The following is a 25520-nucleotide window of genomic DNA, read 5'->3' on the forward strand; positions in this document are numbered from 1 at the left end:
ATGACAAGGACGGAAACAGACCAGCCCACGGCACAAATGTCGGGTGCGGACCGGCTTCGCGAAGAGGCGTCCAACTTCCTCAGTGCACAGGTGGAGAGGCTCGCCGAGAAGGCGGGCGACAAACTGGCCGATGTCACTGGGCAGCTCACTGATGTGGCCGAGAGTGGATCGCTTCCCGCGATCGGCTCCCGTATTCTCCAGGGCGACTCCCCGCTGAAGGCATTCGTCGGGGAGAAAGCCAAGGGCGTCAAGGACAAAGTCGTGGGGACGGTCAAGGAAGCGTTCGGCGGCGGAAAGGGGAAACGCAAGTCGAGCGGCGGCAAGGTCATGAACATCATCGAGGTGCTCGATGTGGGAGTGCCCCTGCGTGTCGCGTACGACCACTGGACGCAGTACGACCAATTCAGCAGCTTCGCGAAGGGTGTTCGCGACGTCTCGAAGAGCGATGAGATGTCCAGTGACTGGAAGGTCAAAGTCGGCCCTTCCTCGCGCAGCTTCAAAGCGACTGTCCAGGAACAGATTCCCGACGACCGCATCGTTTGGACGTCCGAGGGAGCCAAGGGAACTACCCGTGGTGCGGTCAGCTTCCATGAGCTGGCACCCAGCCTGACTCGAATCGTCCTGGTCGTGGAGTACTACCCGTCCGGGTTCTTCGAGAAGACGGGCAACCTGTGGCGCGCCCAAGGGCGCCGCATGCGACTCGACTTCAAGCACTTTCAGCGATACGTCTCCCTCGCCCAGGAAGAGCCCGAGGGCTGGCGCGGTGAAATCCGGGACGGTGAAGTCGTCGTGTCCCACGAAGACGCCATGGAAGAAGAAGAGGCCGCCGAGCAGGAGGACGCACAAGGCGAGGAGTCCGAGGACGAGGAATACGAGGAGGAGCCTGAGGACGACGAGCCCGAGGACGAAGACTACGAGGACGAGGACGAGGACGAGGACGAGGACGAGGACGAGCCTGAAGACGAAGAAGAAGGCGAATACGAGGAAGAAGAGGAGGAAGGAGAGGAAGAGGACGTAACACCCTCCAGGAAGCAAAGGCGACAGAGGTGACGCCATGACTGACGTCGGCTTCAGGCAGGGGTCTACCCCGTTTCGGGGCCGTAGACCACCAATGTCGGGCCGCAGTCTGTCCAGATGGGTCGTGATCCACCGCAGGACTTTGCGCGGCTTGCGCATCGTCCGGTGCAGCGGGGGCGGATCACCTCGAAAACCCTGGTCGCGGACTTCACGGAAGATCTGGCTGGCCGGCGTTGTGACAGCCCTCAGCGAACCGCTTGTAGATGTTCGGCTTGAAGTCGTCCAGCAGCGTCCGGCGGGAGGTGACCTTGACCAGCAGATCGTCGACATCTGGAGTTCTGGCATGGCGTCGGATCGTGTAGTAGTCGAGCTGCAAATCGCGGCTGATTCCACGCAATGGGCATCCATGGGAAAGGAGTTCGTGCACGGCCTGGCGCCGTTCGCGGATACCGGCGATGATGCGGCGCGGACGGCCGTTGACGTCGTTGGTTCCGTCCGGGGCCAAACGTGGCTCCGCTTCGGAAGAGGCGGGCCCGTATCGGCGAACGCGGACCGAACGCATTTGCAGTGTCCTCGCACGTACGGTCTTCTCCACAGTTACTGTCCGAGGCTGTTCCACAGGTGCCAGGCGTCCGCGACCTGGACGGCCTGCGGTGCCGCCGCGCATGCGGCCTCGGCGTAGGTGGAACCACGGTCCTGGCAGATGACCTCCACCTCAGGATGGTCGGCGAGCCAGCGGGCTCTGGCGCGGATTCCCTGCCGGGCAGCACATCGATCGGTCGCCGGGGGCTTCGAGGTCCACAAGCAACGTGCACGTACGTATGTCCGCGCAGCAGTGCGAATCGATCCGACGGTCAGATTGCCTCGTATCTCGCCAGTGGCCGCCGCCACCTCCGCCCCGGCCCGCTCAGCCGCACCCAGCGGCTGGTCCGCTCGAACAGCCGGGCACGCAGTTCCTTCTCCAGCCAGGCCACTTGGTGGCGGAGCGCGGACTGGGCGACGTGGCACCGCTCGGCGGCGCGGGTGAAGCTCGTGGTCTCCGCTACCGCGAGAACGTAGCGCATCTGCTGGAGATCCCCATTGAACCATCGTGAACCACGATGGATCGGATGACAAACATGCGTTGGACCAATGGATGCCTGTTCGGCGATGCTGAAGTCAAGGGCTGGCCACGGCAGTCAGCGAACAGCCACCGCCCCGGACCGGCAAGGCCCGGAACCGCCGGCCCCGTCGTACCACCACCGGTACCCCGGCCGACCCCACCCTGCGGAGACATCCATGCGCGTGATTGCCTTCGACCACCTCGTCCTGAACGTCGCCGACATCGAGCGCTCGCTCGCCTTCTACACCGGCCCGCTGGGGCTGCAACCGGTGCGGGTGGAGGAGTGGCGGGCCGGCAAGGTCTCCTTCCCGTCCGTGCGGGTGAGCCCCACCACCATCATCGACCTCGTCGAGGCGCCCGACGAGCAGCCGCAGGGCTCCAACGTCGACCACATCTGCCTGGTGGTCGAGCCGCTCGACTGGCAGCAGGTCATCGATTCCGACGTCTTCACGGTGCTGGACGGTCCTGGCGAGCGCTTCGGCGCCCAGGGCACCGCGGCCTCCCTCTATGTGCAGGACCCGGACGGCAACACCGTGGAACTGCGCTGGTACCCGCAGGACGCCTGAGAATCCCCACGGCAAACCCATCGGACACCCCCTATTGATCAGAAACTCAATGGGTTCTCGTCCAGGACGTAGCGGACAGTGGGACCGCCGAAGTAGCCCCGGACGATGTGTGGCTGTCGCTGGCGTCTGCGGAAGAACCGGCTTGTTTCGGTGGCAAGTTCGGCTTGGTTCCGGGCTCGGTGCTGCCACCAACGCGGCCACCGCCCGCAACCGCAGGGCCTCCTGCGCCGACGGCGACAGGTGCCGCGCGTCCCCCACCAGATCGCTCACACACCACCAACGACCCAGAACCCAAAGCGTTTCGGGGATCAATATGCTTCGGTGGCCAGTTCGGAGGCCTGCTCGAAGTGTTTCGGGGTCGGCAGTACCTGAAAACTGCGGCGGCCTCCAACCGAAGGCCAGAAAACACCTCCACAACTCGCTGAGTGGCGAGACTCCGCCGGGCTACCAGTAATGCCTTCGACCAGCGACCGCGTGCCCCAGCGACCCCAAGATCCACAAGACAACCCCGATGACCGCGAGAACAATCCCGATTGTCCACAGTATGGAGATCCCGGTCACGAACCCGACGACAAGCAAAATAATTCCGAGAATTATCACGATGTGCTCCGATCTCGCACATGCCCTCTGTTTTTTTACTGTGATCCCTGCACACCGCAAGGGCAACTGCTCAGGGATGTCGGCGGTCTCTGAACCTGGACCCCTTGGGGTCGGGGACTTTTGGCCCCGTCTGCAGTTGTTCAGCCGGTTGCCGCGCTCGGTGTGCGGCCGATGTCGCGGTCTTTGAGCTGGTAGGAGTCTCGCGCCCAGGGCCTCAGTGGAAGCGATTCCTTCCTTGAGGGATAGCGTGCCCACCACCCCACCACCCCACCACTCACAGCGTTTCTCATGCGGCAGCGATGGCGCTATGCAGCCAGTGGGGGCTACGGCGCGCGGTTAGGAGGCTGTGCCCGGCGCTGAAGCAATGTGCGAGCTCCGAGATGCCGTCAGCCCTGGCCGTATATCATGGAACGGCGTCTTGTGAAGGTGACGCGGGCATCATGTCGTCTCCGATTCCGGAGCGGGAACATGGCCGTAGGCGAAGAGGACGAGACAGGGCGCGTCCGGCGTCCGTCCAGCAAGAAGCCCGTCAAGAAGACCGCCAGGAAAACCGGCACCGGACGGGCCAGCAGCCGCACGAGCGAAACGAAGCGTGCGGCCCGTAGGGTTTCGGCCCCGCGGGCCATGCGGTATGCGGCTGAGCAGCTCCAGGAGCTTTTGGGGCGAGCACCCGAGTCCGTCTCGGCGGTGAAGCCGACGGAGAGCGGCTGGCAGGCGGACGTGGAAGTTTTGGAGCTGGAGCGTATCCCCGCTACTACCAGCGTGATGGCGAGTTACCGGGTGACGCTGGACGAGGAAGGCGAACTGCTGGCGTACGAGCGCACCCGCCGCTACACCCGAGCCCAGATCGACCCGCGTGGCTAGGGCCGGAATACCACTGCTGCACCGCTCGCCGGTCGAACGGAAACGGCCTCGTCCGGAGCCACGGGTGAGCTGCTGAAAGGAGGCACCATGACTATGGTGCCGCAGGGCGGAGGAACCATTTCCAGGGCCGGCGGAGGAGGGTCGGGGAATCTTTACGACATCCTCGAGCTGATTCTGGACCGCGGCCTGGTGATCGATGTTTTTGTACGTGTGTCCTTGGTGGGCATCGAGATCCTCAAGATCGATGCCCGCATCGTCGTGGCGAGCGTGGATACCTACCTGCGTTTCGCGGAGGCCTGCAACCGCCTCGATCTGGAGGAGGGCCGCAAGGCTCCGTCTCAGCTGACCGACCTGGTCGGCGAGGTAACCGAGGGTGGAGCACATGGCAAAGCCAAGGGTGCGCTGAGCGGGGCCGCTGACGTGCTGACCGATGCTCTGAAAGGGGGACGTGACGACGACGAGGCCGAGCAGCCAGAAAAGAGGCGCAAGGAGCCCGAGGAGAGGCGGGAGCGGCCGCGGCGTCGGCCTGCCGCCCGACGCCGCGAGGAGTGAACCATGGCCGTATACGTGTATTCCATTGTCAGGGCCACCCACCCGCAGCGCTTGGACGGCCTCCACGGGGTGGGGGACCCGCCTGCGACCCTACGCACGGTGCGCACCGAAACACTGTCCGCGGTCGTCAGCGACGCGCCCGAGGAGCTGCGTCCCAAACGCCGAGACCTCAGCGCACACCAGTCCGTCCAGGAACAGCTGATGGCCGACGGCACCGTTTTGCCGCTGCAGTTCGGCTTCACCACCACGGACGACGACGCTGTACGAGCGGTCCTGGAGGACGGTACGGATAATTTCAGCGAACGCTTGCGGGCGCTGGAGGGCTGCATGGAATACCACCTGAAGGCCGCCCAGGACGAGGATGCGCTGTTGCGCCAAATCCTTCAGGAGTCCGACGAGGCGCGCGAGCTCAACGAGGAGATCAGAAGCGGCCGCAGCAGCCCGGAACTGCCGCTCGCCCTCGGGGAGCTGGTCTCCCAGGAAGTGCAAGCGCGGCAGGATCGGCTCGCCGTCGGAGTGCTCGATGCGCTGCGCGGATTCGCGCGGGAAGAACGCTCGTCGCAGCCGACCGGGAACGACTTCTTGAATGTGTCCTTCCTTGTGGAGCGGGACAACGAGAAGAGCTTCCTCGGCGCGGAACAGGATGTCGCCAAGGAACTGGGCGAGGACTTCGACCTGCGACTGGTCGGCCCGCTGCCCGCCTACAGCTTCGTCTAAGGAGCCCTCATGGGACTGCTGACTCAACTCGCGACTCTTCCGCTGGCGCCGGTGCGCGGCGTGGCCTGGGTCATGGAGCGCGTCGTCGAGGCCGCGGAGAACGAGTACTACGACCCGGCACCCGTCGAACGGGAACTCGCCGCACTTGAGCGAGCGCTCGTGGCGGGAGACATCGACGAGGAAACCTTCGACCGGCGCGAGGACGAGTTGCTGGACCGGCTGGACGAAATCAGGGCCCATGCCCAGGGCGTCGATACCTGATCGCGGCAGCCGGTGGAACGGGCGCATTTCCACGCGCTCCCGTCGAAGCTCCGGGACACCAGGGAATTGAGGTGCAGCGGCCGTGACCGAACCCGTCGCCAGGAGGCTGGGCGACCTCCCGTCCAGGTCCGCCCCGTATGGCCAGGGCTCCTCGGCCAATCTCGCCGACATCCTGGAGCGCGTACTGGACAAGGGCATCGTCATCGCAGGCGATATCCAGATCAACCTCCTGGACATCGAACTACTTACCATCAAGCTGCGCCTGCTGATCGCTTCGGTGGACAAAGCGAAGGAAATGGGCATTGACTGGTGGGAGCACGATCCCTCACTGTCGTCACGCGCCAACGACGGCTACCGCTCACTCGCCGAGGAGAACAAACGGCTGCAGGCTGAAATCACGGCGCTGCGCCAGGACCGCGAGCTGCCACGGGTCAAGGACGAGGAGAGCCGCGCTGCGACTCCCCGGCGCACCTCACACACCTCACACACCAAACGAGCAGAGCCCATCCCCCGCAGCGAGAGGCGGGACGAGCCATGACCGCCACGGTCTCCTATGCCTACGCCGTAGCACGGGACGCCGACGGATCGCTGGAAGAAGCTCTGTCCGGGCTCCCTGGAGTGGCGGAGGCGCCGGTGCATCTAGTGCGTGTAGAACACAGCGACGATGTGGTCGTCGTGAGCCCGGTACCCGAGCGAGACTTCCAAGAAGCCGCGCTGCGAGCGCATCTTGAGGACTTGGACTGGCTGGAGTCAGTCGCCCGCGCCCATCACCGGGTGATTCAGGCCTTGGCCGCCCGCACCGCCGTCCTGCCACTGCGTCTGGCGACGGTATACCTCGACGACGAGCGGGTGCGACTCATGCTCCGGGTCCGCCACGAGGCGTTTGCCAGCAGACTGACCGACCTGGCAGCGCAGGTGGAGTGGGGCGTCAAGATCTATGTCGAAGCGGCCGCTGAGACCGAGAGGCCAGCAAGCCCACCCACAGATGCGGGTCTGAGCCCCGGGCGGGCCTACCTCAGCCAGCGCAGAGCACAGCGACACGCCCGCGAAGACGCCTATCGGGGCGCCGAACAGGCAGCCGAGCGGGTCGAGGCCGCCGCCCGCGCTTATGCGGTTGATCGCGTCCAGCACCGGCCGCAGCAAGGCGAACTCGCCCGCGGGCCGGGAGAGAACGTCATCAACGACGCCTACCTTGTGCCGCTGCAACAGGCCGAAGACTTCCGCGCCGATGTCATGCAGGCCGCGGAAGGACTACCCGGGGTACGCGTCGAAGTCACCGGGCCGTGGGCCCCGTACTCCTTCGCCGCCCTCGCCGAAGCAGAACCGCTGAAGGGGACCACGCCGTGAGGGCGGCGAGCAGGCCGGAGGCCACGCCGGAGGAGCCGCTGCCGCAACGGCAGATCGCACTGATCGACCTGCTGGACCGGTTGCTCAGCGGAGGGGTGGTCCTGACCGGTGACGTCGTGCTCTCCATCGCCGATATCGACCTCGTACGCATATCGCTGCGCGCGCTGATCGTCTCCATCAGCGAACAGAATCCGTCCCCCTGGCATGCCATCTCAGCACCCACAGGAGACGACCATGACAGGTGAGGACCGTCCGCCCGGAAGCCGCCTCGACGAGATCGCCGATGCCGCCGCCCGCGCCTTCCGCATGCTGCCCGCGGTGCCGCAGGACATCCTGCCCCGGGGCGGTGCGGAGGCGCGAAGGCCCGCCCACCGGATCACTACCGACCCGGACACAGTGGAACGGGACCTGATCAAACTCGTACTCACACTCGTCGAGCTACTACGACAGCTCATGGAACGCCAGGCCCTTCAGCGGGTCGACGCAGGAGACCTCACCGAGGAACAGGAGGAACGCCTCGGAGCAACTTTGATGATTCTGCACAGTCGTATGATTGAACTCTGCTCTCGATACGACCTTTCCATGCAAGATCTCAACTTGAATCTCGGACCTCTCGGAACTCTACTGCCACCACCCGAATGACACCAGGGAGAACGACATGGGTATCGGAAAAAAGTCCAAGAACATAGGCAAAATCGCAGAGGGGAAAACAAAGGAAACGGTCGGGCGGGCCGTGGGTAACGAAAGCCTGGAGGGAAAGGGGAGGGCCCAAAAGATGAAGGGCAAAGTGAAGCAGGCAGTGGAGAAGGGCAAGGACACCTTCAGGCACTGAAGGAAAGACATGCAGCACTGACTCGCTGCCACACTCCGAACAAGGGCGGGCCTGCGTCCAGCGGAGCGGCAATCGATGCATGCAGCTGGCGGCGGGACAGTGCGCGCTCGGTGTATGAGTTTGTCTGCGCTCACTTCATGTATGCCCGGGTGGACCGGATATGCAACGGGCCGCTGAAACGAATGTGGCCGGCGAGCGTCTCCGTAACCACTGGCCGCCCGTTTCTCTCAACGCCGAGGGGTATGGGAAGTCACACGCCTGTCAGAGTCCCCCGTTGTGGGCTGCTCCGAGTCCGAAGCCGTGGCGAAGCGCTCCGCTCTCTACTCGATGCGGAAATCCTGGTTGTGAGCGATCCTGATTCAGATGTGGACGAGGTGGAACGCGAAGCTGGAAGACCCGTCGCAAGGGCGATGGAGACGAATGCCAAGGAAGGAAAACACCGTGAGGCTCCCGGAGACCCGGGGTGAGGTGTCTGCCGCTCTGATCGAGGCGCTCGGCCGGGAACCGGGTCGGCGCAGCCTGCCGGACACGTCCCTGGTAGCGGATGCCGATCCGTACGGCGACGACCTGCAGCTCGCCCTGTACCTCTGCTACGAGTTGCACTACCGCGGCTTCGACGGAGTGGACGGCGCCTGGGAGTGGGATCCGGAACTGCTCAGGGTGCGCGCCGCGCTGGAGCGGGCGTTCATGGCGGCTCTGCGCGCTGACGTGCCGGTGGCCGAGGACGTCGGCAGCGCGCTGGACGAACTCGTTCTGGAGCCGGTGGACGGCGACGGCGTGTCGTACTTCCTGCGGGACGAGGGCGAGCTGTGGCATCTGCGCGAGTATGCCGCCCACCGCTCGCTTTATCACCTCAAGGAGGCCGATCCGCACGTGTGGGTGATCCCGCGCCTGACGGGCCGGGCCAAGGCAGGAATGGCTGCTGTGGAGTACGACGAATTCGGAGCGGGACGGGCGGAACAGGTCCACTCGAAGCTGTTCGCCGATCTGATGGCGGACCTCCAGTTGGACACCTCGTATGGGCGCTACCTCGACGCCGGCTCTCGGCAGATGCTCGCGACCGTCAACCTCATGTCACTTTTTGGGCTCCACCGCTCACACCGTGGTGCGCTGGTCGGTCACTTCGCCTCGGTGGAGACCACGTCGCCACCGGGGTCGCGGCGCCTCGCTCAGGCATTGAAGCGGGCCGGTGCCGGGCCTGCGGCCATCCACTTCTACACGGAGCATGTGGAGGCCGACGCCGTGCATGAGCAGCTCGTACGGCATGAGGTCGTCGCCGGTCTGCTCCAGGAGGAGCCGGATCTGGCACCGGACGTCGCCTTCGGCATCGCGGCCACCGGATGGTTGGAAGACCGGTTCGGGGAGCAGTTGCTCGGCGCATGGCAGGGCGGCGAGTCCTCAGTCTGTGCGCCGCTCTGAGGCCGGCGGTGGGGCTTTCGGCCTCTTCCGGCCACGGTGGCTCGTGTCGCACCAAGGGAAGATGAGGCTCCGCCGACAGGTACACAGTGCGACAACAGGCCGGTCCGAGCGAGCAATGGTGCCGTCCTCCTGGACCACTTCGACAGGCCCCTCTACGAGCATGGGCCCGCCCGGTTCTTGCATGACACGGCGTGCAGCTGCCCGAGGTGCGGTCTCTGGTTCAGTACGGCCGTTCTGCACGGATCACCACCAGTTCCTCTTCCTCCTGGCCGGCTTCGATCAAGCCCTGGGCCTCCAGCCAGCCGGCCCGTTCTCGCAGGACAGGTCCGAAGGGAACGAACCGGCGGTCGGTCACAGCCACGCCCAGTCCGGCTTCAGCCAGCCGCGCCAGGGTCATCGCTGGGTTGCTCAGCACGGAGTGGACCGCGAGCAGCACACCTCCGGGGCGCAGCAGAGCGGGAACCTTGGCACAGAGCCGGTCGAGCACCGCCCGGCCGTCGATCCCCGCCTCCCAGGCCCGAGCAATACCGCGACGCGGTACGCGGGCGTTCGCGGACGGTACGTACGGCAGGTTCGCCAACACCAGGTCGAACCTCAGGCCGGTTACAGGCTCCGTCAAGTCGCCCCGGCTGGTCCGGATCACCCGTGCGTACCCTGACAGCAGTGCGTTAAGGCGTGTGGTGAGCACCGCCGCGGCCGAAATATCGATGGCGGTTACCCGGGCAACACCGAAGCGGGCGGCAGCGATCGCCGCTGCGCCGGTGCCGGAACCCACGTCGAGCACCTCGGCTCCAGGTGACAGATGTTCGCGCCGCAGAGCGGATACCAGCATGACTGTGTCTTCCTGCGGCGCGTAGACACCCGGAGGCTTGAGGAACTTCAACTGTCGTGCCCGTCTTTCAGAGATCGCAGGGCGGGTAGCAGGCTCTTTTCCTTTCCTCCCAGTCAAGAAAGGGCCGCTGACTGATGGTCACCCACGACCTGGACGAAGGCGATCTCCGTGAAGCCCGCTTCGGTGAGACGCGCTGCGGCTGCCACGACAAGGTGCCGACGTCGTCACCGCACGGGATGGAATCCGCGATGTCGTCCGGCAGCACGAACTGGGGAACCTGGCAAATCCGGCTGGGGCAGCTCTGCTTTGTCCTTCCAGCCGTCGGCCGGCCAGCGGAACTGGTCGTGCGTCCGTGCGACCGTCACAGCCCGGCCGGCGTCGTAGCAGCCACGCGCCTGTGACCACTCGGAAGCAACATCACGGCTCCTTAAGCCGGGTAGCCGCCGCGCCTGACCTCGACCATCCTCAGCTGCACCCGGCAACCTCGAGCGGATGCGCGCCATGACGGCCGCACAACAAGCCCGGATGCGGTCCGGGTACCTGGCCCACTCTGCGACCGGGGCCGACCGTCTCCATCAGCAGTCTTTGCCGCGGGCATCTGCCCTGATCGTCTTTTCTCGCCGCGTCCCTCTGCCTGCGGGCCCTTGTCGTCCCGCCGACGGTTTCCTTCAGTTGTCTAAACCTTCTTCGCCTTCGCCTCTCCCTTACCCATGAAGACTCTGCCCTTCGCTGGAAAGGCCCTGACGTATTCACCTTGCGCCGATCACTCTGGGGCCGCAATCGGTAGGACGTCACGCTCACGAGTCTCCGGGGAAAGAAGCACTGGAAAGAATGACCGTAGCGCCCCGGTCAGTCAGGCGGCTCGGGGACCGGGCGGGTTCCGGGGCCCGGAGGTGGCTCCGGGTCTGGCTGGGGTTGAGGTTCGCTGGGGCCTGGCTCGGACGGACGTTGCGGGTCGTGCGGCACCGGATCCGGCCGGCTGGGGACGGGTCCGGGGCCTTCAGGTGTGGGTTCCGCGGTCATCGCTCTCGTCCTTACGTTGTGCGTCAGTCGCTGAACTCGTGGATGTACGCCGGGAAGGTCGGTCACTCCCCCGCGCACGTGCAGTCTCCGCGCGGCCAGCCTGGCGGTGACCGATTGCGTCGTTGCGATCTGCGACCGACTGGCGGCCGGGCTGTCCGAGGTCCCGGCTCGAGGTTCTGGAATGGTGGGATGGGCGGCGTACAGCGCGATGCGCAGGCTCAGCCCCAAGACGGCCAGCGCCCCGACGGCGATGCCGTAGAGGAATAGCGTGCCGGTGGAACCGGTCACGTAGCCGAATACCGAGAAGCCGTCGGTGAGATGGTGTGCCTGCCAGAATTGGTGAGAACGCCAGCCACGGCGACGACTACCGCGGCGATCAGGATGATGAGCCCCAGGATAACGACCACGACGTGCTCCGGGAATTTGCGGCGTACAACCACACCAAGTCCATAGAAGCGCAGGAAACTCAGACCGCGACGTCAGGCACGGCGAGAAGCAGGTTGCGGGCTCCCCGCACCAGCGTGTCACTTTCGGAACTTGATGGTGTCGCGAGCTTCGACGTACGACTCTCGGCGGGGCACGAACAGTGTTGTCTGGGATCGATGGGGTCAGTCGGAGTCAGAGCGCGGTTCCTGCGGGTCGACTCCCGTGGATGCGGAGGCGTCCCGGGTGCCGCTGAGGCGTTGGGACCGGCCCCTGGGGCCGGTGTCGTGCATACCGCTCTCGCCGGATTTCCCGGCGCGTTCCTGACCCGGGCGATGTGTGCTCTTGACTGTGTTGCCGGGGACCTCCTCGGTTTCCTCCTTGGAAATCTTCCTGCCGGGGCCGGGCTTCGGCGCGTACTCGTCGGGATGGAAGGACCGGTGTGCGCTTTCGTTGGCCTCCTGATGGGTCTCGTCCACATCCGACGACCAGCCATGCTGGTGAGCACCCTTGTGACGGCTTGGTCCCTCGCCATGCGAGGGCTGGGACGACTTCTCGTTCTTCGGCATGACCGGGCTTCCTTTCGAGTCTCCGCGACCGCGCGGATGGCGGTGCAGTATCCAACTGCAAGCATAGTCAAATCGAACATTCAGGCATCTATTACGCAAAAGGATGCATTGATCCACCGGGATCGAAGCCTCTTTCCCAGTTGCTCGTGTGCGCGACTCGGCCCGCGTCCGCTGCCCCGCTACCGCACCCGCCCGGTCAACCTGCGTGAACACGTCCTGGCTGCCGGGCGTAAGAAGGCGGTGACGGTCACCTGGCGCAAGGGCTCCGAAGCCGCGATGCCCTCCCGATTCATGTTCCTGCGCATCCGGCTCGCGGGACGCCGTCCAAAGCCCGCGGCCGATCCTGACCTGGCTGATCGCGCAATGGCCCGAGGGCAAGGACGAGCCGGTCAAGTACTGGTTCGGGATGCTTTCGTCCGCGCCCACGCCTAGCGGTTGCGGTGCTCTGGAGTGCCGACCTGCCCGGAGCGCCGCTGGTGCCTATCGCGAAGGAGCACATGATCGACATAGCGCCGTGGGCAGGTGGCGTCGTGGACACATCCGGGATCGACTATGAGGCGATATTCCAGGCGCTGCCGAGCGCGGTGGCCCTGTTCACCACAAACCTGGTGTACATCGACGTCAACGAGGCATGTCTGAGCAGCTTGGGTACCCGTGGCCAGGTGGTAGGCCGCTACCTGTTTGATGCCTTCCCCGACGACCCCAAGGACCCCGCCGTAACCGGTATGCGCAAGCTGCAGGCATCGCAGCGGTGGGTGGCTGCCACCGGGAAGCGCGACGCCATGACGCTGCACCGCTACGACGTGGAGCACCCGGACCGGCCCGGGGTGTGGGAGGAGCGGTACTGGAGTCCAGTCAACGTCCGCTCGAAGACGACCCGCAGAGCTCGCTTTCAGCGGGCGGACTGCTCCTCAGACACCTCTCGGCCATCGCAGTCAGCGGCCACGCGGCGGTACCGCCCACGGGACCTCGTCGTCATCGGGGTCGGCGAGACGGACACGTCCCTCGGCGACCGGACACTCGATCAACTCGCCTGGGATCCCCCTGGGACTTTTCTGGGACTTCCGGCCGCATCAACGGGCATGACCGTGGGGTGCCGCACGAGCTGATCCGCTGGACCTCACGGCGCGGCGACCAGATAGCCGCCTGCTTGGCAGAGCTGGAGCACGAGTACGTCACCGCCGTCGACGACGACGGCAACCTGAAGTTCGCGCCCGAGGTGTCCGAGCCGGCCCGCGCCAAGCTGAACCGGATCGCGGCGAAGATGACCCGCCCGCCGAAGCAGCAGACCCGGCCGCTCGCGCAGCTGCGCGCGTGGTGGAAGACGAGCGCGATCCCCACTTCTGGGGTGGCCGTCGACGTCATCAACTCCCTCCTGCAGCGCGCCCGTGCCGCGGCGGCGGCGATCCGGGCCCGGGTCGCCGCCGTGGTCGATGTCGCCCTGGCGGCCGTCGACGTCACCGCGATGGTGTTCGTGATGAACAAGGACGGCTTCTTCCACCGCCGGCACCTGCTCGCCGAAGCCCGCCGCCACCTCGCTCTCGTTCTGCGCGGCCGCCGCCGCGAGCCGGGCCTGGACGAGGAAGTCGTGGACGCCGCCATCGCCGCGCACTGCCTGGACATCAGCGAGCCGAAGACGCTGCGCGGCCGTATGCCGGCCTACCGCTTCTACACCGCCCGCTGGTCCCTGGCCTACCCGCCCACCCGCCGCCGCCCACCGGACGCCGAACCCGATCCGGGCCAGCCCCCGGCCGGCCCCGGGGACCCGGACACGCCCCGCCTCCCCCTGGAGCCGGGGGAGTGGGACATCCCGCGCGTCCCGCTGCTCTACGACCGCGCGGTCATCGCCTCCACCGTTCTCAGCGCCCGGCTGCGTGCCGCGCGCCGCACCGGCCGCGCCCTGTACGACGACGTGGTGCACCAGCAGGCCGCGATGCCCGAGCAGCTCCTCATCCCGTTCTCGGACGCCGACGCCGGGCCCCAGTCGGCGCTCGACATGACGGCGCTGCGGGCCCTGCAGGAGTCCCGCACGGACGTGGAAGCCCTCGACCTCACTGCCGAGCGGCTGCGCCACCTCCAGGACGCCTTCACCGCGGCGGCCGACCGGGCCCGCGCCACCATGGACCGCTACGCCGACCGCGAGAACACCGACGGACCGCACCCGGTGCGCGAGGACGACCCGCAGCCGCACCGCCGGCAGCAACCCGGACCGCACCGCGGCCGGGAGGGCGGCCACTGAGTGCACCCGTTGTCGCGCACCCAGTGTGGCGGCGCGCACGACGATGCACCGCACTCCACTCGACCGAGTGGAGCCCATCGGCCGGGAGTGGATTCCACCGGCTGGGAGTGCTTGGCATCCGGTGCGCGCCACCGCATCGGATGCCCGGACGGTGCACGGCATTCGATGCTCGGTATCGGCCGGGAGTGCTCGACATCGGGTCGGGAGTGAGCCTCCACCAACCTGAAGTCGCAGGTCAAAAGGCTGGTGTGCCGCTTTTCCGGGATGTTCGCGCAGGTCGTGGGCGGTGGTCTGAGACGTAGACCGTCCGTCACCGGGTGAGGCCCGCGCCGCCCCACTACAGGCACGGGATCCGTGTTCTCCATGAAAGACAGATCGCCTTTGCCGGGCGGGAGACGAAACCGACGACCGGTATACCCAGCCTGAATTCTGTCCTCGGCTGGAAATCCGTCCCGCCTTCACAGACCGAAGGGCGTGTCAGTGCTCACCCCTAACCTTCCGCCATGGGAAGCACACAAAATCAGGATGATGGGCGCTGCTACGCATGGCGGAATCTGCTGCAACGGTGGAGCGACGAGTGGCTCGACCCTGTACTGCACGAACAGGAGCGGGCCGAGCCGTTTCCCAGCAAAGTGCGCAAAGCTCGCTGGCTGGGGGCTGCTGGGGCTACCGGCGAGGACCTCAGCGCGCTCGAACAGCGCCTGGGCACCGTTCTGCCGGCGAGCTACCGGCAGTTCCTGCTGACCAGCAACGGCTGGCTCAACACAACCCATGCCATCGACCGAATCTTGCCGCTCCAGGAAGTCGGATGGGCCCGGGACCTGGACCCGGAACTCATCACAGGCTGGACAGGTGGACCCACGGAGACGGCGTCGCGGGTGAGTGACGAGGAGTACTTCGTCTACGGCGAGGCCCAGGACCCCACCTCGCTCCGCCCCGAATACCTGCCGCACACCCTGATGATCAGCCATACCCCGAACGCCACCGACGTCTACTTGCTCAACCCCTGCGTGGTCACCGCAGACGGAGAGTGGGAAGCCTGGTATCTCGCCCACTGGCTGCCCGGAGCGGTCCGCTACCGGTCCTTCTGGGACCTGATGAATGACGAATACAACAGCTTCCGCGAAGAACAGTGAAAGTCATGGGTCCTCGTCCCTGTGAGGACAGGGCAGGACAGGGTTCGGGCTGCTGGATCAGCGTGCGATCCCACCGCGTCAGAGGTGGGGATGATCAAAATCCGCGGTTGACTTCGAGATTCGTCAACACGAGCAGGGCGCGCAGGAGCTGGGTCACCGCTTCCCCAAGGCGAGCGCCTGGCAGCTCCTCGGCTACCTCCTGCTCGACACCACCGACCACCACCGGATCGACACCGTCGGCTTCTACCTCTCCCGCTCCGCCGTCCTGGCCACCTGGCCGGTGGAGAACTACCTCGACCTCCCTGGCACCTGCCGCCGCGAGCTTGCTGCGCTGCGCTCCGTATTCCCCGAACTCCTCACCGGCTGCCGGACCGACGCGGAGCCGTACACCCCGGAAGACCAAGACCGCGTCCGGCGGCTGCTCCAGAACCTGGCCCCAGTCATCGAGGCCGGCCACTGCCCCACCTGCGCCCAGCCGCTGCCCCAGGCCACCCGCCGCCCCCGCAAGTTCTGCACCACCTGGTGCCGCAGCCGCGACCAGGCCATGCGCCGCAAGGGTCTCCTCCCCGGCGGCCCCGTTCCGGCTCTGCCACGCCCGCGAAAGGAGCGCCTGGAACCCCCAGAAGACGCGGAGATTGTGAGCCACAAGTAGACGCGTTGCGCAGCAAGGCTGTGAGGGCGTGAGACGGAGCTCGCGGCTGCACTCTCCTACGTTCCGGCCGCAGGCTCTACCGGGCCGCCACGCAGCGCTTCCCCACCCCGGCCTGGCGGTTCGGGACGGCCCGGGGGAGGCTGGAGAGGGGGCAGGAGGCCGTCATGCGCGTCCAGGACATCCAGATCGGCGAGACCTACCAGGTCAAGGTCCCCCAGCGACTGCCGCCGGCCCTCCGCCACCGTATCCCCCGCACCCATGCCGACTTCGCCGCCGACATGCGACTGAACCTGCGCCGCGGCGACCGCTTCGACCTCACCGTCACCGGTACCGATCCCGAGGGCGCCACCGTCGACGGCTACGAGGCCACCACCACCAACCGGGTCACCCTGCGCCTCACCGCCGACCAGATCGAACTTCTGGACCTCCCCGCCGGCCCCGAGTACGAGATCGACGGCTTCGTCACCGACACCGACGGCAACGAGGTCACCCTCCCCGCCGCCACCACCTACACCGTCCTGCCCGCCGTCTGGCTGCATCCCCTCGAAGAACCCGTCCCCCTCGCCCCCAGCACCGCCCGGTTCTACCGTGCCCGGGTACAGGCACAGGCCACCGGGATGACGGTCCAGGACGTTGCTCGCGCCGCTGAGGACGCACAGGAATACCAGCGCGACATCGCCGGGCAGGCACTGGACAGCTACCGAGCCGAGGAATGGCTCCGCACCGCCGAAGTGGAACACCAGGAATGGCTCCGGATCTCAGCACTCATGACAGACAAGGCAATGAAGACGTACGCCCCGCAGAGCGACCCGCAAGGAATGACACCCCACTCCTGAGAAGCACGCTCCCGTCCCCCTGACCGTCGCGGCTGAGATCGCTTCGCGCGCCAGTTCCCGGCGGGCCCCTTCCCGGCCTGAGTTGATCAGCGGGACCGTACGAATGAACGCAGAGGTAGGGAACATGGTCGGCCTGGTGCTGCTCGGCGTCTTGGTGCTCGCCGCCGGCGGGTGTGCGTGTGTGGTGTGGGCGGAGCGCGGCGGGCCCCGCTGGGTCCGCGGCGTGGCGACCGTGACGCTCGCCGCGAGCGAGCTGGTGCGTCGCTCCGAGAAGAACCGGCGCCGGAGTCTGAACCGGACCACCAGCGACGGCGAGTAGGAACGGACGAAGCAGCCTGAACCGGGCGGTCAAAGTCGCCTGGCAATCGGTCAAGATCACTTGTCAGAGGTCACCTGCGGCTGCTGCATTGGCTTCGTTCATCTCTGGGGACAGCGTTTGTCGACAGCGCCGGCATCGTGTAGGAAGGCGACCCGCGACTGCATCGCGTTGCCCATCCTTTCGATCTGCCTATGGGCCATCGGGCGATGAGGGCCTTGGCTTCGGGCGTGGTGACGCCCTGGCCCTTGAGCGGCGGGAGCCAGAGGAGCGGCGGGCGCTACTGGCGTCCGCCGTCGAGGCTTACGCCGACGCGGCTATCTCAGTCGGTGATCCACCCGGAGTAGCCCTAATGTGCATGGCAGAAAGCTGTAGGCAGGCAGGTTGGGTTGAGCTGCGGTTCTGGCTCCTGTTGATCACGCGTTGAGGGTGAGGCCGGGAATCTGCCCGGTAGGCGGAAGCTGGTGACAACGGTCGTTGACCAGCTTCGCGGCCCTCGCGCCCATGCGAGCGCGTAGCGTGTCTGTCATGAGCATCACGGGCGGGGGCCAGGGCGGTTGGCCCAGGGCGCTGGAGCACGCGAGGATGCTGTGCAGATGGCGGGAGGGCCGGCTGCTCGGTGTGTCCCTGGAATCGCGCAGCGCGTACATCCATGAACGCCCCGGAACTGTGCGACGCTGGCTGCGGGAGCAGACGGCGCTGGCGATGGCGATCATGCACACTGGCCGCGACTAGGGCCTCGCGGTCGACGACAGCATGCTGACGGACGTGGTCGGCCTGTGCCGCCGGATCGGCCCGGAAGAGGCAAGGAATCTGCTGCACCTCCCGGCTTGATAAGGGCCATGGGCGATTTCCCGGTGGCGATCGCCGAGCAGTAGTTCTCCGCCGCGGTCTGCCGTATCGGTGGCCAGGTTCCACAACAGCGCTCTGCGAGCCCGCTCGATCAGGTCCCCGTTCTTGCCGTACCTGCTCCGCGGCGGCCTCAGCATGCCGGGGCGCAGCACGGGCATGGGGTCAGCGATCAGGCCATTGGCACCCGACAGGAACGGGCGGGCCTGGTAGAGAGGGACGTCGTCGACCAGGACATCCATGGTGCGGGCGGTTCGCCACAAGGCGAGAGTAAGAAGCAGGGTAGCGGGGACCCATCGGTCCTCGATCTCGTACTTCTCCTCCTGGATTCCTGTGGTCCCTTCGGCCTCGATGCGGTCCAGGTCCGTCGGGTCGTAGCCGAGCATCGCCTTGACCAGGGACCATGCCATCCTTTCGGCACGCCGCGCAGTTCTCCGGCCAGCGGCACCGCACGTGGGTCGACTGCCCTCGCGCGGCAGGCTATGGCAATGACGACCGGCTCGGTCGGTCACGGCTGACGCGCCGCCTTTGGGGCGATCGGTCAGCCGCGTCGGCGCAGCAGAGCCGTCGTCGCCACTGAATTGTGCACGGTGAAGGCAATCGTGCCCGGCACAAAGCGGTCGTCCGACCACAGCAACGGTCTGCCCGCCTGGTCCGTGGCCCGCCGCCGCTCTCGCATCAGTGGCGCGTCGGGAGCGCAGCCGAGCAGGCGGGCATCGTCGGCCTCGGCGTGGACGAGGTCAATGGTGTGTTCCGTGTCCGCGAACACCACTCCCTCCTCCGTCAGCGACTCGGTGTGCGACATCGCATCGTGCTCAAGGCGGGCGATCATGGCACCGATGTGCTCGGGGTAGAGGGTCCGCTCGATCATGATCGGAACACGCGACAGCGTCCGTAGCCGCAGCACCCGGTAGATCTGCGCCCCAGGCTCGAGGCCGAGTTGCTCGCACTCCGACGGGTTGGCCGGACAGCTTTCGATGTCGATCGTGCGGCCGCCCGGTTCCTCTCCGAGCGCGCGTGCCCAGCGGGTGAAGCTCAGCAGTTCGAAGAAGCTCTGGGTGCGTGCGGTGCCGAGCACGACGCGCCGCGTCCCCCGTCTGGACGTGACCAGGCCGTTGGCGCGTAGCACTGCCAGCGCCTGACGGACGGTGCCGCGTGACACGCCGTACTGCTGGGCGAGCTGTTCCTCGCTGGGCAGCCGGCCATCCGACCCGAAGGAGCCGGCGGTTATGGCCTCACGCAAGTCGGCCGCCAACCGTCGATACCGGGCTCCGGTGGTGCCGCCCCCCGCGACCGCCATGTCGTTCTCCTTCGCTCAGCCGCCCATTGATGCTCTGACGTGACCCTATCCACTCACCGGGCCTGGCTCACCGGCCGGGCGTTCTCGCTGCGTGGTCTGCGCATGTCTTCCCGAGAGGCTCATCGGCCCGTTCCTCGGCGTTCATCCTCCATACACGGCCCCCCGAAGTAATGGGCCAAGTTGTACAGCCAACTTTTGCCCTTTCGGGAGACCCTTGTGAGACTGCACTACGTTCGCTCGGCGGGCCTTGCCTGCTTCCTTGCCATGGCCGCGCTCGGGCTCACTGCATGCGGACTGACCAGCACAAACGATGTCAGCGGCAGCGACGGCAAGGCCGCGGCCGCCACCTCGGCAAAGGACTTCGGCGGCATGGACGCCCTCGTCGCTGCCGCGAAGAAGGAGGGCAAGTTGAACGCCATCGCCCTTCCTCGCGACTGGGCGAACTACGGCGAGATCATCGACACCTTCGAGAAGAAGTACGGGATCAAGGTCGAAGTCGAGAACCCCGACGCCTCCAGCCAGGACGAGATCACCGCGGCCACCTCCCGCAAGGGCCAGGACCGGTCTCCGGACGTCATCGACGTGGGCAGCGCCTTCGCCGTCAGCGCGGCCGAGCAGAACGTACTGGCGCCGTACCGGGTCAGTGCGTTCAACCAGATCCCGAAGACGCAGAAGGACTCCCAGGCCCGCTGGTACAACGACTTCGGCGGCTATGTCTCGATCGGCTGTGACGCGAAGCGCGTCAAGAAGTGCCCCAAGACCTTCGCCGACCTGATGGATCCGCAGTACAAGGGTCAGGTCGCGCTGACCGGCAACCCCACGAAGTCCAGCTCGGCCTTCGGCGCCGTGTACGCCTCGTCCCTTGCCCGCAAGGGTTCCTTCGACGACATCAAGCCCGGCCTGGACTTCTTCGCCGACCTGAAGAAGGCCGGCAACTTCAACCCTGTCGAGTCGAGCCCTGCGACCATTCAGAAGGGCGAGACGCCGATCAGCATCACCTGGGACTACCTCAACACCGGGTACGCGGACGATCTCCGCGCCAAGGGCGTCGACTGGAAGGTCAGCGTCCCGTCCGACGGCGCGTACGCCGAGTACTACTCGCAGGCGATCGTGAAGTGGGCGCCGCACCCGGCCGCGGCCCGACTGTGGCAGGAGTTCCTGTACAGCCCCGAGGGCCAGAACCTGTGGCTCAAGGGCCACGCCCGCCCGGTGCTGATGCCGGCGATGCAGCAGTCCGGGACTCTCGACGCGGCCCTCGCCGCCAAACTCCCGCAGACACCCGGCAATGGCAGGATCGCCTTCCCGACCGAGGGCCAGATCAGCAAGGCCAAGCAGGCCGTCGTCCAGGGCTGGGCCCAGGCAGTCGCCGGATGAGCGCCATCCAGACGGCCGGGGGCGACAGCCGGACCCGCTCCTACGGCAGCAAGGCCGGCCTCGGGCCGCCCCGGCGGCGCGTCCCGCGCGTGGCGGGCTGGCTCGGTGCCGCGCCGCTGCTCGTCTTCACCGCCGTGGTGTTCGGCCTGGTTCTCGGGACGATGATGGTCGGCGCCTTCACGACGCCGGAGTCCGCGCCCGGAGGAGCCCGCCTCACCGGCGCGAACATGAGCGCCTCGCTGCACGGCCCCTACCTGACCGCGTTGATCGGCAGCGTCAAGCTGTCCGCCGTCTCCGCGTTGATCGCCACCGTGGTCGGTCTGCCGATCGCCCACGTGGTCGTGACCTCGCGCTTCCGAGCCCTGCGCGAGGCGGTCCTGGCCGCATCGGGCGTACTGGCGAACTTCGGCGGTGTGCCGCTCGCATTCGCATTCGTGGCCACGCTCGGCAACGCCGGCGTCCTGACGAGCCAATTCCACTTGCTCAGCCACGGCTGGAACCTGTACAGCTTCTGGGGTCTGACCTTGGTCTACCTTTACTTCCTGATTCCGCTCATGGTGCTCACGCTCACCCCGGCTCTGGAGGGGTTGCGGCGGCAGTGGCGGGAAGCCGCCCGCAACAACCGCGCGAACACCTTCCGGTACTGGACGCATGTCGCGCTGCCGATCCTCATGCCATCGCTGCTCGGCGGCTATGTGCTGCTGTTCGGCACCGCGTTCAGCGCCTACGCGACCGCCGCGGCGATGGTCGGCAGCTCGGTACCGCTGGTCACCATGCAGATCGCGGACGCGCTGTCCGGGAACGTCCTGGTCGGCCAGGGCAACGTCGCACTCGCGCTCGGTGTCGACATGGTGCTGGTCGCGGGGCTCATCGTGGCCATTCAGCTGCCGCTGCAACGCAGGAGCGCGCGATGGCTCGCCTGACCACGCCCCGATACGGGCGCGCCGCCGTGTTGTTGCTCACCGGTGCGTACTTCCTCGTCCCGCTCGCATGCGCCGTCGCCTTCAGTACCGGCGTCGGTGTCCCAGGCCAGCACATCGGCTTCGAGGCCTACACCGGTATCTTCACCGCCGGCGGCTTCACCGACAGTCTCGCTCTGACCCTGAAGCTGGCCACCGCCACCATCGTGCTCGTTCTGGGTCTGCTCGTGCCCGCTCTGGTCACAGTACGGCTGGCCGCGCCACGCCTGCGCACACTCGTCGAGATCGTGTGCCTGCTGCCGCTGGTCGTACCCGCTGTCGCCCTGGTCGCCGGATTCAGCGCGGTGCTGCGCTGGGGATCGGACCATGTCGCCGGTACGCCGCTCTTCCAAGCCCTGGTCGCGCTCCAGAATCCGGACTTCCCCCTCGTCCTGGTTCTCGCGTACACGCTGATGGCGCTGCCGCTGGCGTACCGCACGCTCGACACCGGGCTCGCGGCCATCGACCTGCGCATGCTCGTCGAGGCCGCCCGGGCCTGCCGGGCACCATGGTCCCGCACCCTCCTGCACGTGGTACTGCCCAACCTGCGCGGGGCGCTGCTCAACACGGCGTTCCTGACCCTGGCGCTGGTGCTCGGCGAGTACACCGTCGCCGCGATCCTCGGCTACCAGCCCTTCGCCGTGTGGATCCTCGCCATCAGCGGCTCGCAGGCCCAGATGTCGGTGGCCGTGTCGGTGATGGGCCTGCTCGTCACCTGGATGCTGCTGCTGGCCGTCGCCACAGCCGGACGCGCTCGCCGCCCCAAGGAGACCTCATGACCGACCTGACAAGCACTCTCGAAACCATCAGCCGGACGCGGACCGGTGCCACCGTCGAGTTCCGCGGGCTGCAACGCTCATTCGGCGCCACGACGGCGCTGGACGGTCTGGACCTGACGGTCGAGCCGGGCGAACTCGTGGCACTGCTCGGCCCGTCCGGTTGCGGCAAGACCACCGCACTGCGGACCCTCGCCGGATTCGAGCGGCCCGACTCGGGCACGTTGCTCGTGGACGGCGAGGACATCACGGGCGTCCCCGCCCACCGCCGCGACGTGGGCATGGTGTTCCAGTCCTACAGCCTCTTTCCGCACCTGACGGCCATCGACAACGTCGCCTTCGGGCTGCGGATGAGTGGTGTCGGCAAAGCCGCGCGGCGGGCCCGCTCAGCCGAACTCCTGGAGCTGGTCGGCCTGCCGCAGCACGCCGGCCGCTTCCCGCATCAACTGTCCGGAGGCCAGCAGCAGCGGATCGCCCTGGCGCGGGCTCTGGCACTGCGGCCACGCGTGCTGCTGCTCGACGAGCCGCTGTCGGCGCTCGACGCACAGGTACGCCTGACGCTCCGCGAGGAGATCCGCCGTCTCCAGCAGCAACTGGGCATCACCACCCTGTTCGTGACACACGATCAGGAGGAGGCCCTGTCCATGGCCGACCGGGTCGCGGTGATGCGTGCCGGAAGACTGGAGCAGTGCGCACCTCCGGCGGAACTGTACGAACACCCTGCGACCGCGTTCGTCGCCGAGTTCGTGGGCGTGATGAGCCGGATCCCGGCCCGGTCCGGGGCGGACGACGGGACCGTGGACGCGCTCGGCCGCACGCTGCCCGTCCACGGGAGGCTTCCGGGCGCCGCCGAGGTCGCCGGTGGAACGGGTGAAGTGGACGTCCTGGTACGGCCGGAGGCCATCGAGGTCACGGCGGACGGCAAGGGCACGTCCCGCATCGTGGGGGCGACGTTCCTGGGCGCGACGACGCGGCTGACCGTGCGGCTGACCGACGGCGGCGAGGTGATGACCGATGTGCCGACCCACGCCATGGCCACTCTCCCGGTCGGTGCGCCGGTGACGCTGACACTGCCGGACCGCCCCGTGCTCGTGGATCGCCACCGCCGAGGAAACAGTGGTCGCGACGGGAGCTGACGGTTCCCGCCGGCGCCCGGCCGGACGACGCCGTCGATTCGGACCAATCCACCTGCCGCCCGGCAGCCGACGCGCAGAGCCCGCGCCTTTGCCCGTTCGCCACACACACTGGAGAAACTCACCTTGAACCATCGCATTGCAGCGCCCGGCCTTCCCGCTGCCGTCCTGTTCGACATGGACGGCACGCTCGTCGACACCGAACGGCTGTGGTGGGCCACAGCGGAACAGGTCGCCGACAGGATCGGGCGGCCACTGACCGACGCGGACATGCCTCATGTGCTGGGCCGCCCGGCCGCGCACACCGCCGCCCACCTGCACCGCACCGGCGGCCCGGCGGCCCCCGACCTCGCCACGCTCGCCACCGAGCTGGATGTTGCCTTCGCCGCCCGTGTGGCCCGCGAGATCGTCCCGCGCCCGGGCGTACTGCGCCTGCTGAACGAACTGGCCGCGGCAGGCGTGCCCGCGGCGATCGTCTCCGCTTCGCCGCGCCATGTCGTTGACCTGGTATGCAGGGCGCTGGGTGAGGACCGGTTCGCTCTGACCGTCGCAGTCGAGGACACCGCCCGCACGAAGCCCGCGCCCGACCCCTACCTCGCCGCGGCCGCCGCCCTGGGCGTCGAACCGCATGCGTGCGTGGTCGTCGAGGACACGCCCACGGGGGTCGCCGCGGCCGAGGCCGCCGGGTGCACGGTGCTGGCCGTGCCCTCCACCGTACCGATCCAGCCCGCGGCCAACCGGACCGTCCTCCGCTCCCTGGAGCGCGCTGACCTGTCCCTGCTCGCCTCCCTCCTCACGTCAGCGGAAAGGAACTAACGCTATGGACGACATCCGGCACGTGGTGATCCTGATGCAGGAGAACCGCAGCTTCGATCACTACTTCGGCACACTGAACGGCGTACGCGGCTTCGACGACCGCCAGGCCCTGACGTTCCCGAACGGCAACAGCGTCTTTCGCCAGCCCACCCTGGCCCGGCCCGACGGCGGTCATCTGCTGCCTTACCGTATGGACTCCACGAAGTTCAACGCGCAAAACGCCGACGGCCTGCCGCACGACTGGGAGAGCGGTCACGAGGCCATCAACAACGGCGCGATGAACCGCTGGACGTCCGCCAAGGGCGAGCAGAGCATGGGCTACCTCACCCGTGACGACATCCCCTACCAGTACGCGCTGGCTGACGCCTTCACGCTGTGCGACGCGTACTTCTGCTCACTGGCCGGGCCCACCAGCCCCAACCGCCTCTACTTGTGGACCGGCACGGTCGGCCCGGGCCGCGACGGTACGACGGGCCCGTGGATCGACAACACTCCGCTGCCCGAAAGCCCGGTCTGTGACTGGACCACCTACGCAGAGCGCCTGTCGGCCGCCGACATCACCTGGCGCGTCTACCACACGCCTGGTCTGGACGAGCGCTACGGCAACTACGAGGACAACGCCCTTGAGTACTTCGGACAGTTCCACACCTTCGACAAGGACGACCCGCGTTACATCAACGCGATGACGAAGTGGGACCTGTCGGCGTTCGACGCGCACTGCAAGGACGGCACCTTGCCGACGGTGTCCTGGCTGGTCTCGCCCTACCTGTTCTGCGAGCATCCGACCGCCAGCCCCGCCTATGGCGCGCATTGGGTGAACACCGCTCTTCAGTCGCTGTTCGCGAACCCGGAGGTGTGGCGGCACACGGTGTTCCTCGTGATGTACGACGAGAACGACGGCTACTTCGACCACGTGGTGCCGCCGTCCCCGCCCGCGGGGACCCCTGAGGAGTTCGTGGACGGGCAGCCGATCGGGCTGGGCAACCGTGTCCCGCTGTGGGTGATATCGC

Annotated in this window: 32 protein-coding genes and 3 pseudogenes; 26 read left to right on the plus strand and 9 right to left on the minus strand. The window is 67.1% G+C overall.

Annotation, left to right across the window (positions count from 1 at the left end):
• Positions 1-1050 carry an SRPBCC family protein gene (locus tag IEZ15_RS36915; protein ID WP_189281221.1) on the plus strand — a complete coding sequence of 350 codons (1050 nt, stop codon included), beginning with the start codon at positions 1-3 and terminating at the stop codon, positions 1048-1050.
• Positions 1051-1225: 175 nt separating this feature from the next.
• Here IEZ15_RS36915 and IEZ15_RS36920 read toward each other — a convergent pair whose 3' ends face one another.
• Both IEZ15_RS36920 and IEZ15_RS36925 read right to left on the minus strand, forming a co-directional pair.
• Positions 1226-1522: a hypothetical protein gene (locus tag IEZ15_RS36920; protein ID WP_189281222.1), complete on the minus strand. Its 297-nt coding sequence runs from the start codon at positions 1520-1522 to the stop codon at positions 1226-1228.
• Between the two features lie 323 nt (positions 1523-1845).
• A pseudogene (locus IEZ15_RS36925) lies at positions 1846-2081 on the minus strand (LysR family transcriptional regulator); the annotation flags it as partial.
• 214 nt (positions 2082-2295) lie between these two features.
• On the opposite strand from IEZ15_RS36925, the gene IEZ15_RS36930 reads away from it, so the two are divergent.
• Entirely contained in the window at positions 2296-2685 is a 390-nt protein-coding gene (locus tag IEZ15_RS36930) for a VOC family protein (RefSeq protein WP_189281223.1), read from the plus strand.
• Between the two features lie 444 nt (positions 2686-3129).
• Here IEZ15_RS36930 and IEZ15_RS45620 read toward each other — a convergent pair whose 3' ends face one another.
• Complete coding sequence (locus IEZ15_RS45620; RefSeq protein WP_229846355.1) at positions 3130-3285, minus strand: DUF6131 family protein; 156 nt, start codon at positions 3283-3285, stop codon at positions 3130-3132.
• Positions 3286-3753: 468 nt separating this feature from the next.
• Here IEZ15_RS45620 and IEZ15_RS36935 point away from each other — a divergent pair, with 468 nt between their 5' ends.
• From IEZ15_RS36935 to IEZ15_RS36980, 10 genes are all read left to right on the plus strand, one after another.
• Positions 3754-4149, plus strand: a complete 396-nt coding sequence (locus IEZ15_RS36935) for a gas vesicle protein GvpO (RefSeq protein ID WP_189281224.1) — start codon at positions 3754-3756, stop codon at positions 4147-4149.
• Between the two features lie 87 nt (positions 4150-4236).
• On the plus strand, positions 4237-4701 hold the full coding sequence (locus IEZ15_RS36940; protein WP_189281225.1) for a gas vesicle structural protein GvpA: 465 nt from the start codon (positions 4237-4239) through the stop codon (positions 4699-4701).
• A 3-nt stretch (positions 4702-4704) separates the two neighbouring features.
• Positions 4705-5418 carry a GvpL/GvpF family gas vesicle protein gene (locus tag IEZ15_RS36945; protein ID WP_189281226.1) on the plus strand — a complete coding sequence of 238 codons (714 nt, stop codon included), beginning with the start codon at positions 4705-4707 and terminating at the stop codon, positions 5416-5418.
• 9 nt (positions 5419-5427) lie between these two features.
• Positions 5428-5679, plus strand: coding sequence for a gas vesicle protein GvpG (locus tag IEZ15_RS36950; protein ID WP_189281227.1), 252 nt, complete (start codon positions 5428-5430; stop codon positions 5677-5679).
• Positions 5680-5761: 82 nt separating this feature from the next.
• Entirely contained in the window at positions 5762-6217 is a 456-nt protein-coding gene (locus IEZ15_RS36955) for a gas vesicle protein (protein ID WP_189281228.1), read from the plus strand.
• A complete protein-coding gene (locus tag IEZ15_RS36960; protein ID WP_189281229.1) occupies positions 6214-7026 on the plus strand; it encodes a GvpL/GvpF family gas vesicle protein in 813 nt (270 codons plus the stop codon). The genes IEZ15_RS36955 and IEZ15_RS36960 overlap by 4 nt, the downstream gene beginning before the upstream one ends.
• Positions 7023-7271: a gas vesicle protein gene (locus tag IEZ15_RS36965; protein WP_114243088.1), complete on the plus strand. Its 249-nt coding sequence runs from the start codon at positions 7023-7025 to the stop codon at positions 7269-7271. Before IEZ15_RS36960 ends, IEZ15_RS36965 begins: the two co-directional genes overlap by 4 nt.
• Positions 7261-7668, plus strand: coding sequence for a gas vesicle protein K (locus tag IEZ15_RS36970; RefSeq protein ID WP_189281230.1), 408 nt, complete (start codon positions 7261-7263; stop codon positions 7666-7668). The genes IEZ15_RS36965 and IEZ15_RS36970 overlap by 11 nt, the downstream gene beginning before the upstream one ends.
• 16 nt (positions 7669-7684) lie before the next feature.
• Complete coding sequence (locus IEZ15_RS36975) at positions 7685-7858, plus strand: CsbD family protein (protein ID WP_114243090.1); 174 nt, start codon at positions 7685-7687, stop codon at positions 7856-7858.
• 420 nt (positions 7859-8278) lie between these two features.
• A complete protein-coding gene (locus IEZ15_RS36980) occupies positions 8279-9277 on the plus strand; it encodes an iron-containing redox enzyme family protein (protein ID WP_189281231.1) in 999 nt (332 codons plus the stop codon).
• Here the strand turns inward: IEZ15_RS36980 and IEZ15_RS36985 are convergent.
• Together IEZ15_RS36985 and IEZ15_RS36990 are read right to left on the minus strand one after the other, a co-directional pair.
• The gene (locus IEZ15_RS36985; protein ID WP_189281233.1) at positions 9257-9460 is read right to left on the minus strand and encodes a CDGSH iron-sulfur domain-containing protein; all 204 of its coding nucleotides are present in this window, start codon (positions 9458-9460) and stop codon (positions 9257-9259) included. The genes IEZ15_RS36980 and IEZ15_RS36985 overlap by 21 nt on opposite strands.
• 37 nt (positions 9461-9497) lie before the next feature.
• Complete coding sequence (locus IEZ15_RS36990; RefSeq protein WP_373302701.1) at positions 9498-10184, minus strand: HemK2/MTQ2 family protein methyltransferase; 687 nt, start codon at positions 10182-10184, stop codon at positions 9498-9500.
• Between the two features lie 59 nt (positions 10185-10243).
• On the opposite strand from IEZ15_RS36990, the gene IEZ15_RS36995 reads away from it, so the two are divergent.
• On the plus strand, positions 10244-10510 hold the full coding sequence (locus IEZ15_RS36995) for a hypothetical protein (RefSeq protein ID WP_189281237.1): 267 nt from the start codon (positions 10244-10246) through the stop codon (positions 10508-10510).
• 1230 nt (positions 10511-11740) lie between these two features.
• Here the strand turns inward: IEZ15_RS36995 and IEZ15_RS37000 are convergent.
• The gene (locus IEZ15_RS37000) at positions 11741-12124 is read right to left on the minus strand and encodes a hypothetical protein (protein ID WP_189281240.1); all 384 of its coding nucleotides are present in this window, start codon (positions 12122-12124) and stop codon (positions 11741-11743) included.
• A 156-nt stretch (positions 12125-12280) separates the two neighbouring features.
• Between IEZ15_RS37000 and IEZ15_RS47720 the strand changes: the two are divergent.
• From IEZ15_RS47720 to IEZ15_RS37015, 4 genes and pseudogenes are all read left to right on the plus strand, one after another.
• Positions 12281-12536: pseudogene (locus IEZ15_RS47720) on the plus strand (IS701 family transposase); the annotation flags it as partial.
• An 85-nt stretch (positions 12537-12621) separates the two neighbouring features.
• Positions 12622-12984: pseudogene (locus tag IEZ15_RS45625) on the plus strand (PAS domain-containing protein); the annotation flags it as partial.
• A 233-nt stretch (positions 12985-13217) separates the two neighbouring features.
• Complete coding sequence (locus tag IEZ15_RS37010) at positions 13218-14363, plus strand: hypothetical protein (RefSeq protein ID WP_189281244.1); 1146 nt, start codon at positions 13218-13220, stop codon at positions 14361-14363.
• Between the two features lie 503 nt (positions 14364-14866).
• On the plus strand, positions 14867-15499 hold the full coding sequence (locus tag IEZ15_RS37015; protein WP_189281246.1) for an SMI1/KNR4 family protein: 633 nt from the start codon (positions 14867-14869) through the stop codon (positions 15497-15499).
• 94 nt (positions 15500-15593) lie between these two features.
• Here IEZ15_RS37015 and IEZ15_RS37020 read toward each other — a convergent pair whose 3' ends face one another.
• Positions 15594-15956, minus strand: a complete 363-nt coding sequence (locus tag IEZ15_RS37020; protein WP_189281248.1) for a hypothetical protein — start codon at positions 15954-15956, stop codon at positions 15594-15596.
• A gap of 359 nt (positions 15957-16315) precedes the next feature.
• Between IEZ15_RS37020 and IEZ15_RS37025 the strand changes: the two genes are divergently transcribed.
• The 3 genes from IEZ15_RS37025 (at position 16316) to IEZ15_RS37035 (ending at position 18038) form a co-directional block, all read left to right on the plus strand.
• Positions 16316-16987, plus strand: a complete 672-nt coding sequence (locus tag IEZ15_RS37025; protein ID WP_189281250.1) for a hypothetical protein — start codon at positions 16316-16318, stop codon at positions 16985-16987.
• Between the two features lie 103 nt (positions 16988-17090).
• Complete coding sequence (locus IEZ15_RS37030; protein WP_373302700.1) at positions 17091-17306, plus strand: hypothetical protein; 216 nt, start codon at positions 17091-17093, stop codon at positions 17304-17306.
• 525 nt (positions 17307-17831) lie between these two features.
• Positions 17832-18038 (plus strand): hypothetical protein, encoded by a 207-nt coding sequence (locus IEZ15_RS37035; RefSeq protein WP_189281252.1) that lies wholly within the window; start codon positions 17832-17834, stop codon positions 18036-18038.
• Here IEZ15_RS37035 and IEZ15_RS37040 read toward each other — a convergent pair.
• Together IEZ15_RS37040 and IEZ15_RS37045 are read right to left on the minus strand one after the other, a co-directional pair.
• Positions 18035-18562, minus strand: a complete 528-nt coding sequence (locus IEZ15_RS37040) for a hypothetical protein (RefSeq protein ID WP_189281254.1) — start codon at positions 18560-18562, stop codon at positions 18035-18037. The two genes, IEZ15_RS37035 and IEZ15_RS37040, sit on opposite strands and share 4 nt — an antisense overlap.
• A 131-nt stretch (positions 18563-18693) precedes the next feature.
• Positions 18694-19452, minus strand: coding sequence for a GntR family transcriptional regulator (locus IEZ15_RS37045; protein ID WP_189281256.1), 759 nt, complete (start codon positions 19450-19452; stop codon positions 18694-18696).
• 264 nt (positions 19453-19716) lie between these two features.
• On the opposite strand from IEZ15_RS37045, the gene IEZ15_RS37050 reads away from it, so the two are divergent.
• From IEZ15_RS37050 to IEZ15_RS37075, 6 genes are all read left to right on the plus strand, one after another.
• Positions 19717-20826, plus strand: coding sequence for an ABC transporter substrate-binding protein (locus IEZ15_RS37050; RefSeq protein ID WP_189281270.1), 1110 nt, complete (start codon positions 19717-19719; stop codon positions 20824-20826).
• Positions 20823-21749 carry an ABC transporter permease gene (locus IEZ15_RS37055; protein WP_189281258.1) on the plus strand — a complete coding sequence of 309 codons (927 nt, stop codon included), beginning with the start codon at positions 20823-20825 and terminating at the stop codon, positions 21747-21749. Before IEZ15_RS37050 ends, IEZ15_RS37055 begins: the two co-directional genes overlap by 4 nt.
• Positions 21737-22564, plus strand: coding sequence for an ABC transporter permease (locus IEZ15_RS37060; protein WP_189281260.1), 828 nt, complete (start codon positions 21737-21739; stop codon positions 22562-22564). Before IEZ15_RS37055 ends, IEZ15_RS37060 begins: the two co-directional genes overlap by 13 nt.
• Complete coding sequence (locus IEZ15_RS37065; RefSeq protein ID WP_189281262.1) at positions 22561-23697, plus strand: ABC transporter ATP-binding protein; 1137 nt, start codon at positions 22561-22563, stop codon at positions 23695-23697. The genes IEZ15_RS37060 and IEZ15_RS37065 overlap by 4 nt, the downstream gene beginning before the upstream one ends.
• Before the next feature lie 123 nt (positions 23698-23820).
• Positions 23821-24510 (plus strand): HAD family hydrolase, encoded by a 690-nt coding sequence (locus tag IEZ15_RS37070; RefSeq protein ID WP_229846358.1) that lies wholly within the window; start codon positions 23821-23823, stop codon positions 24508-24510.
• Positions 24511-24514: 4 nt separating this feature from the next.
• On the plus strand, positions 24515-25520 hold a 1006-nt coding region (locus tag IEZ15_RS37075), incomplete at its 3' end, for an alkaline phosphatase family protein (RefSeq protein WP_308427481.1).

Origin of the sequence: Streptomyces atratus (assembly GCF_014648655.1) — a bacterium.
Classification (GTDB): Bacteria; Actinomycetota; Actinomycetes; order Streptomycetales; family Streptomycetaceae; genus Streptomyces; species Streptomyces atratus.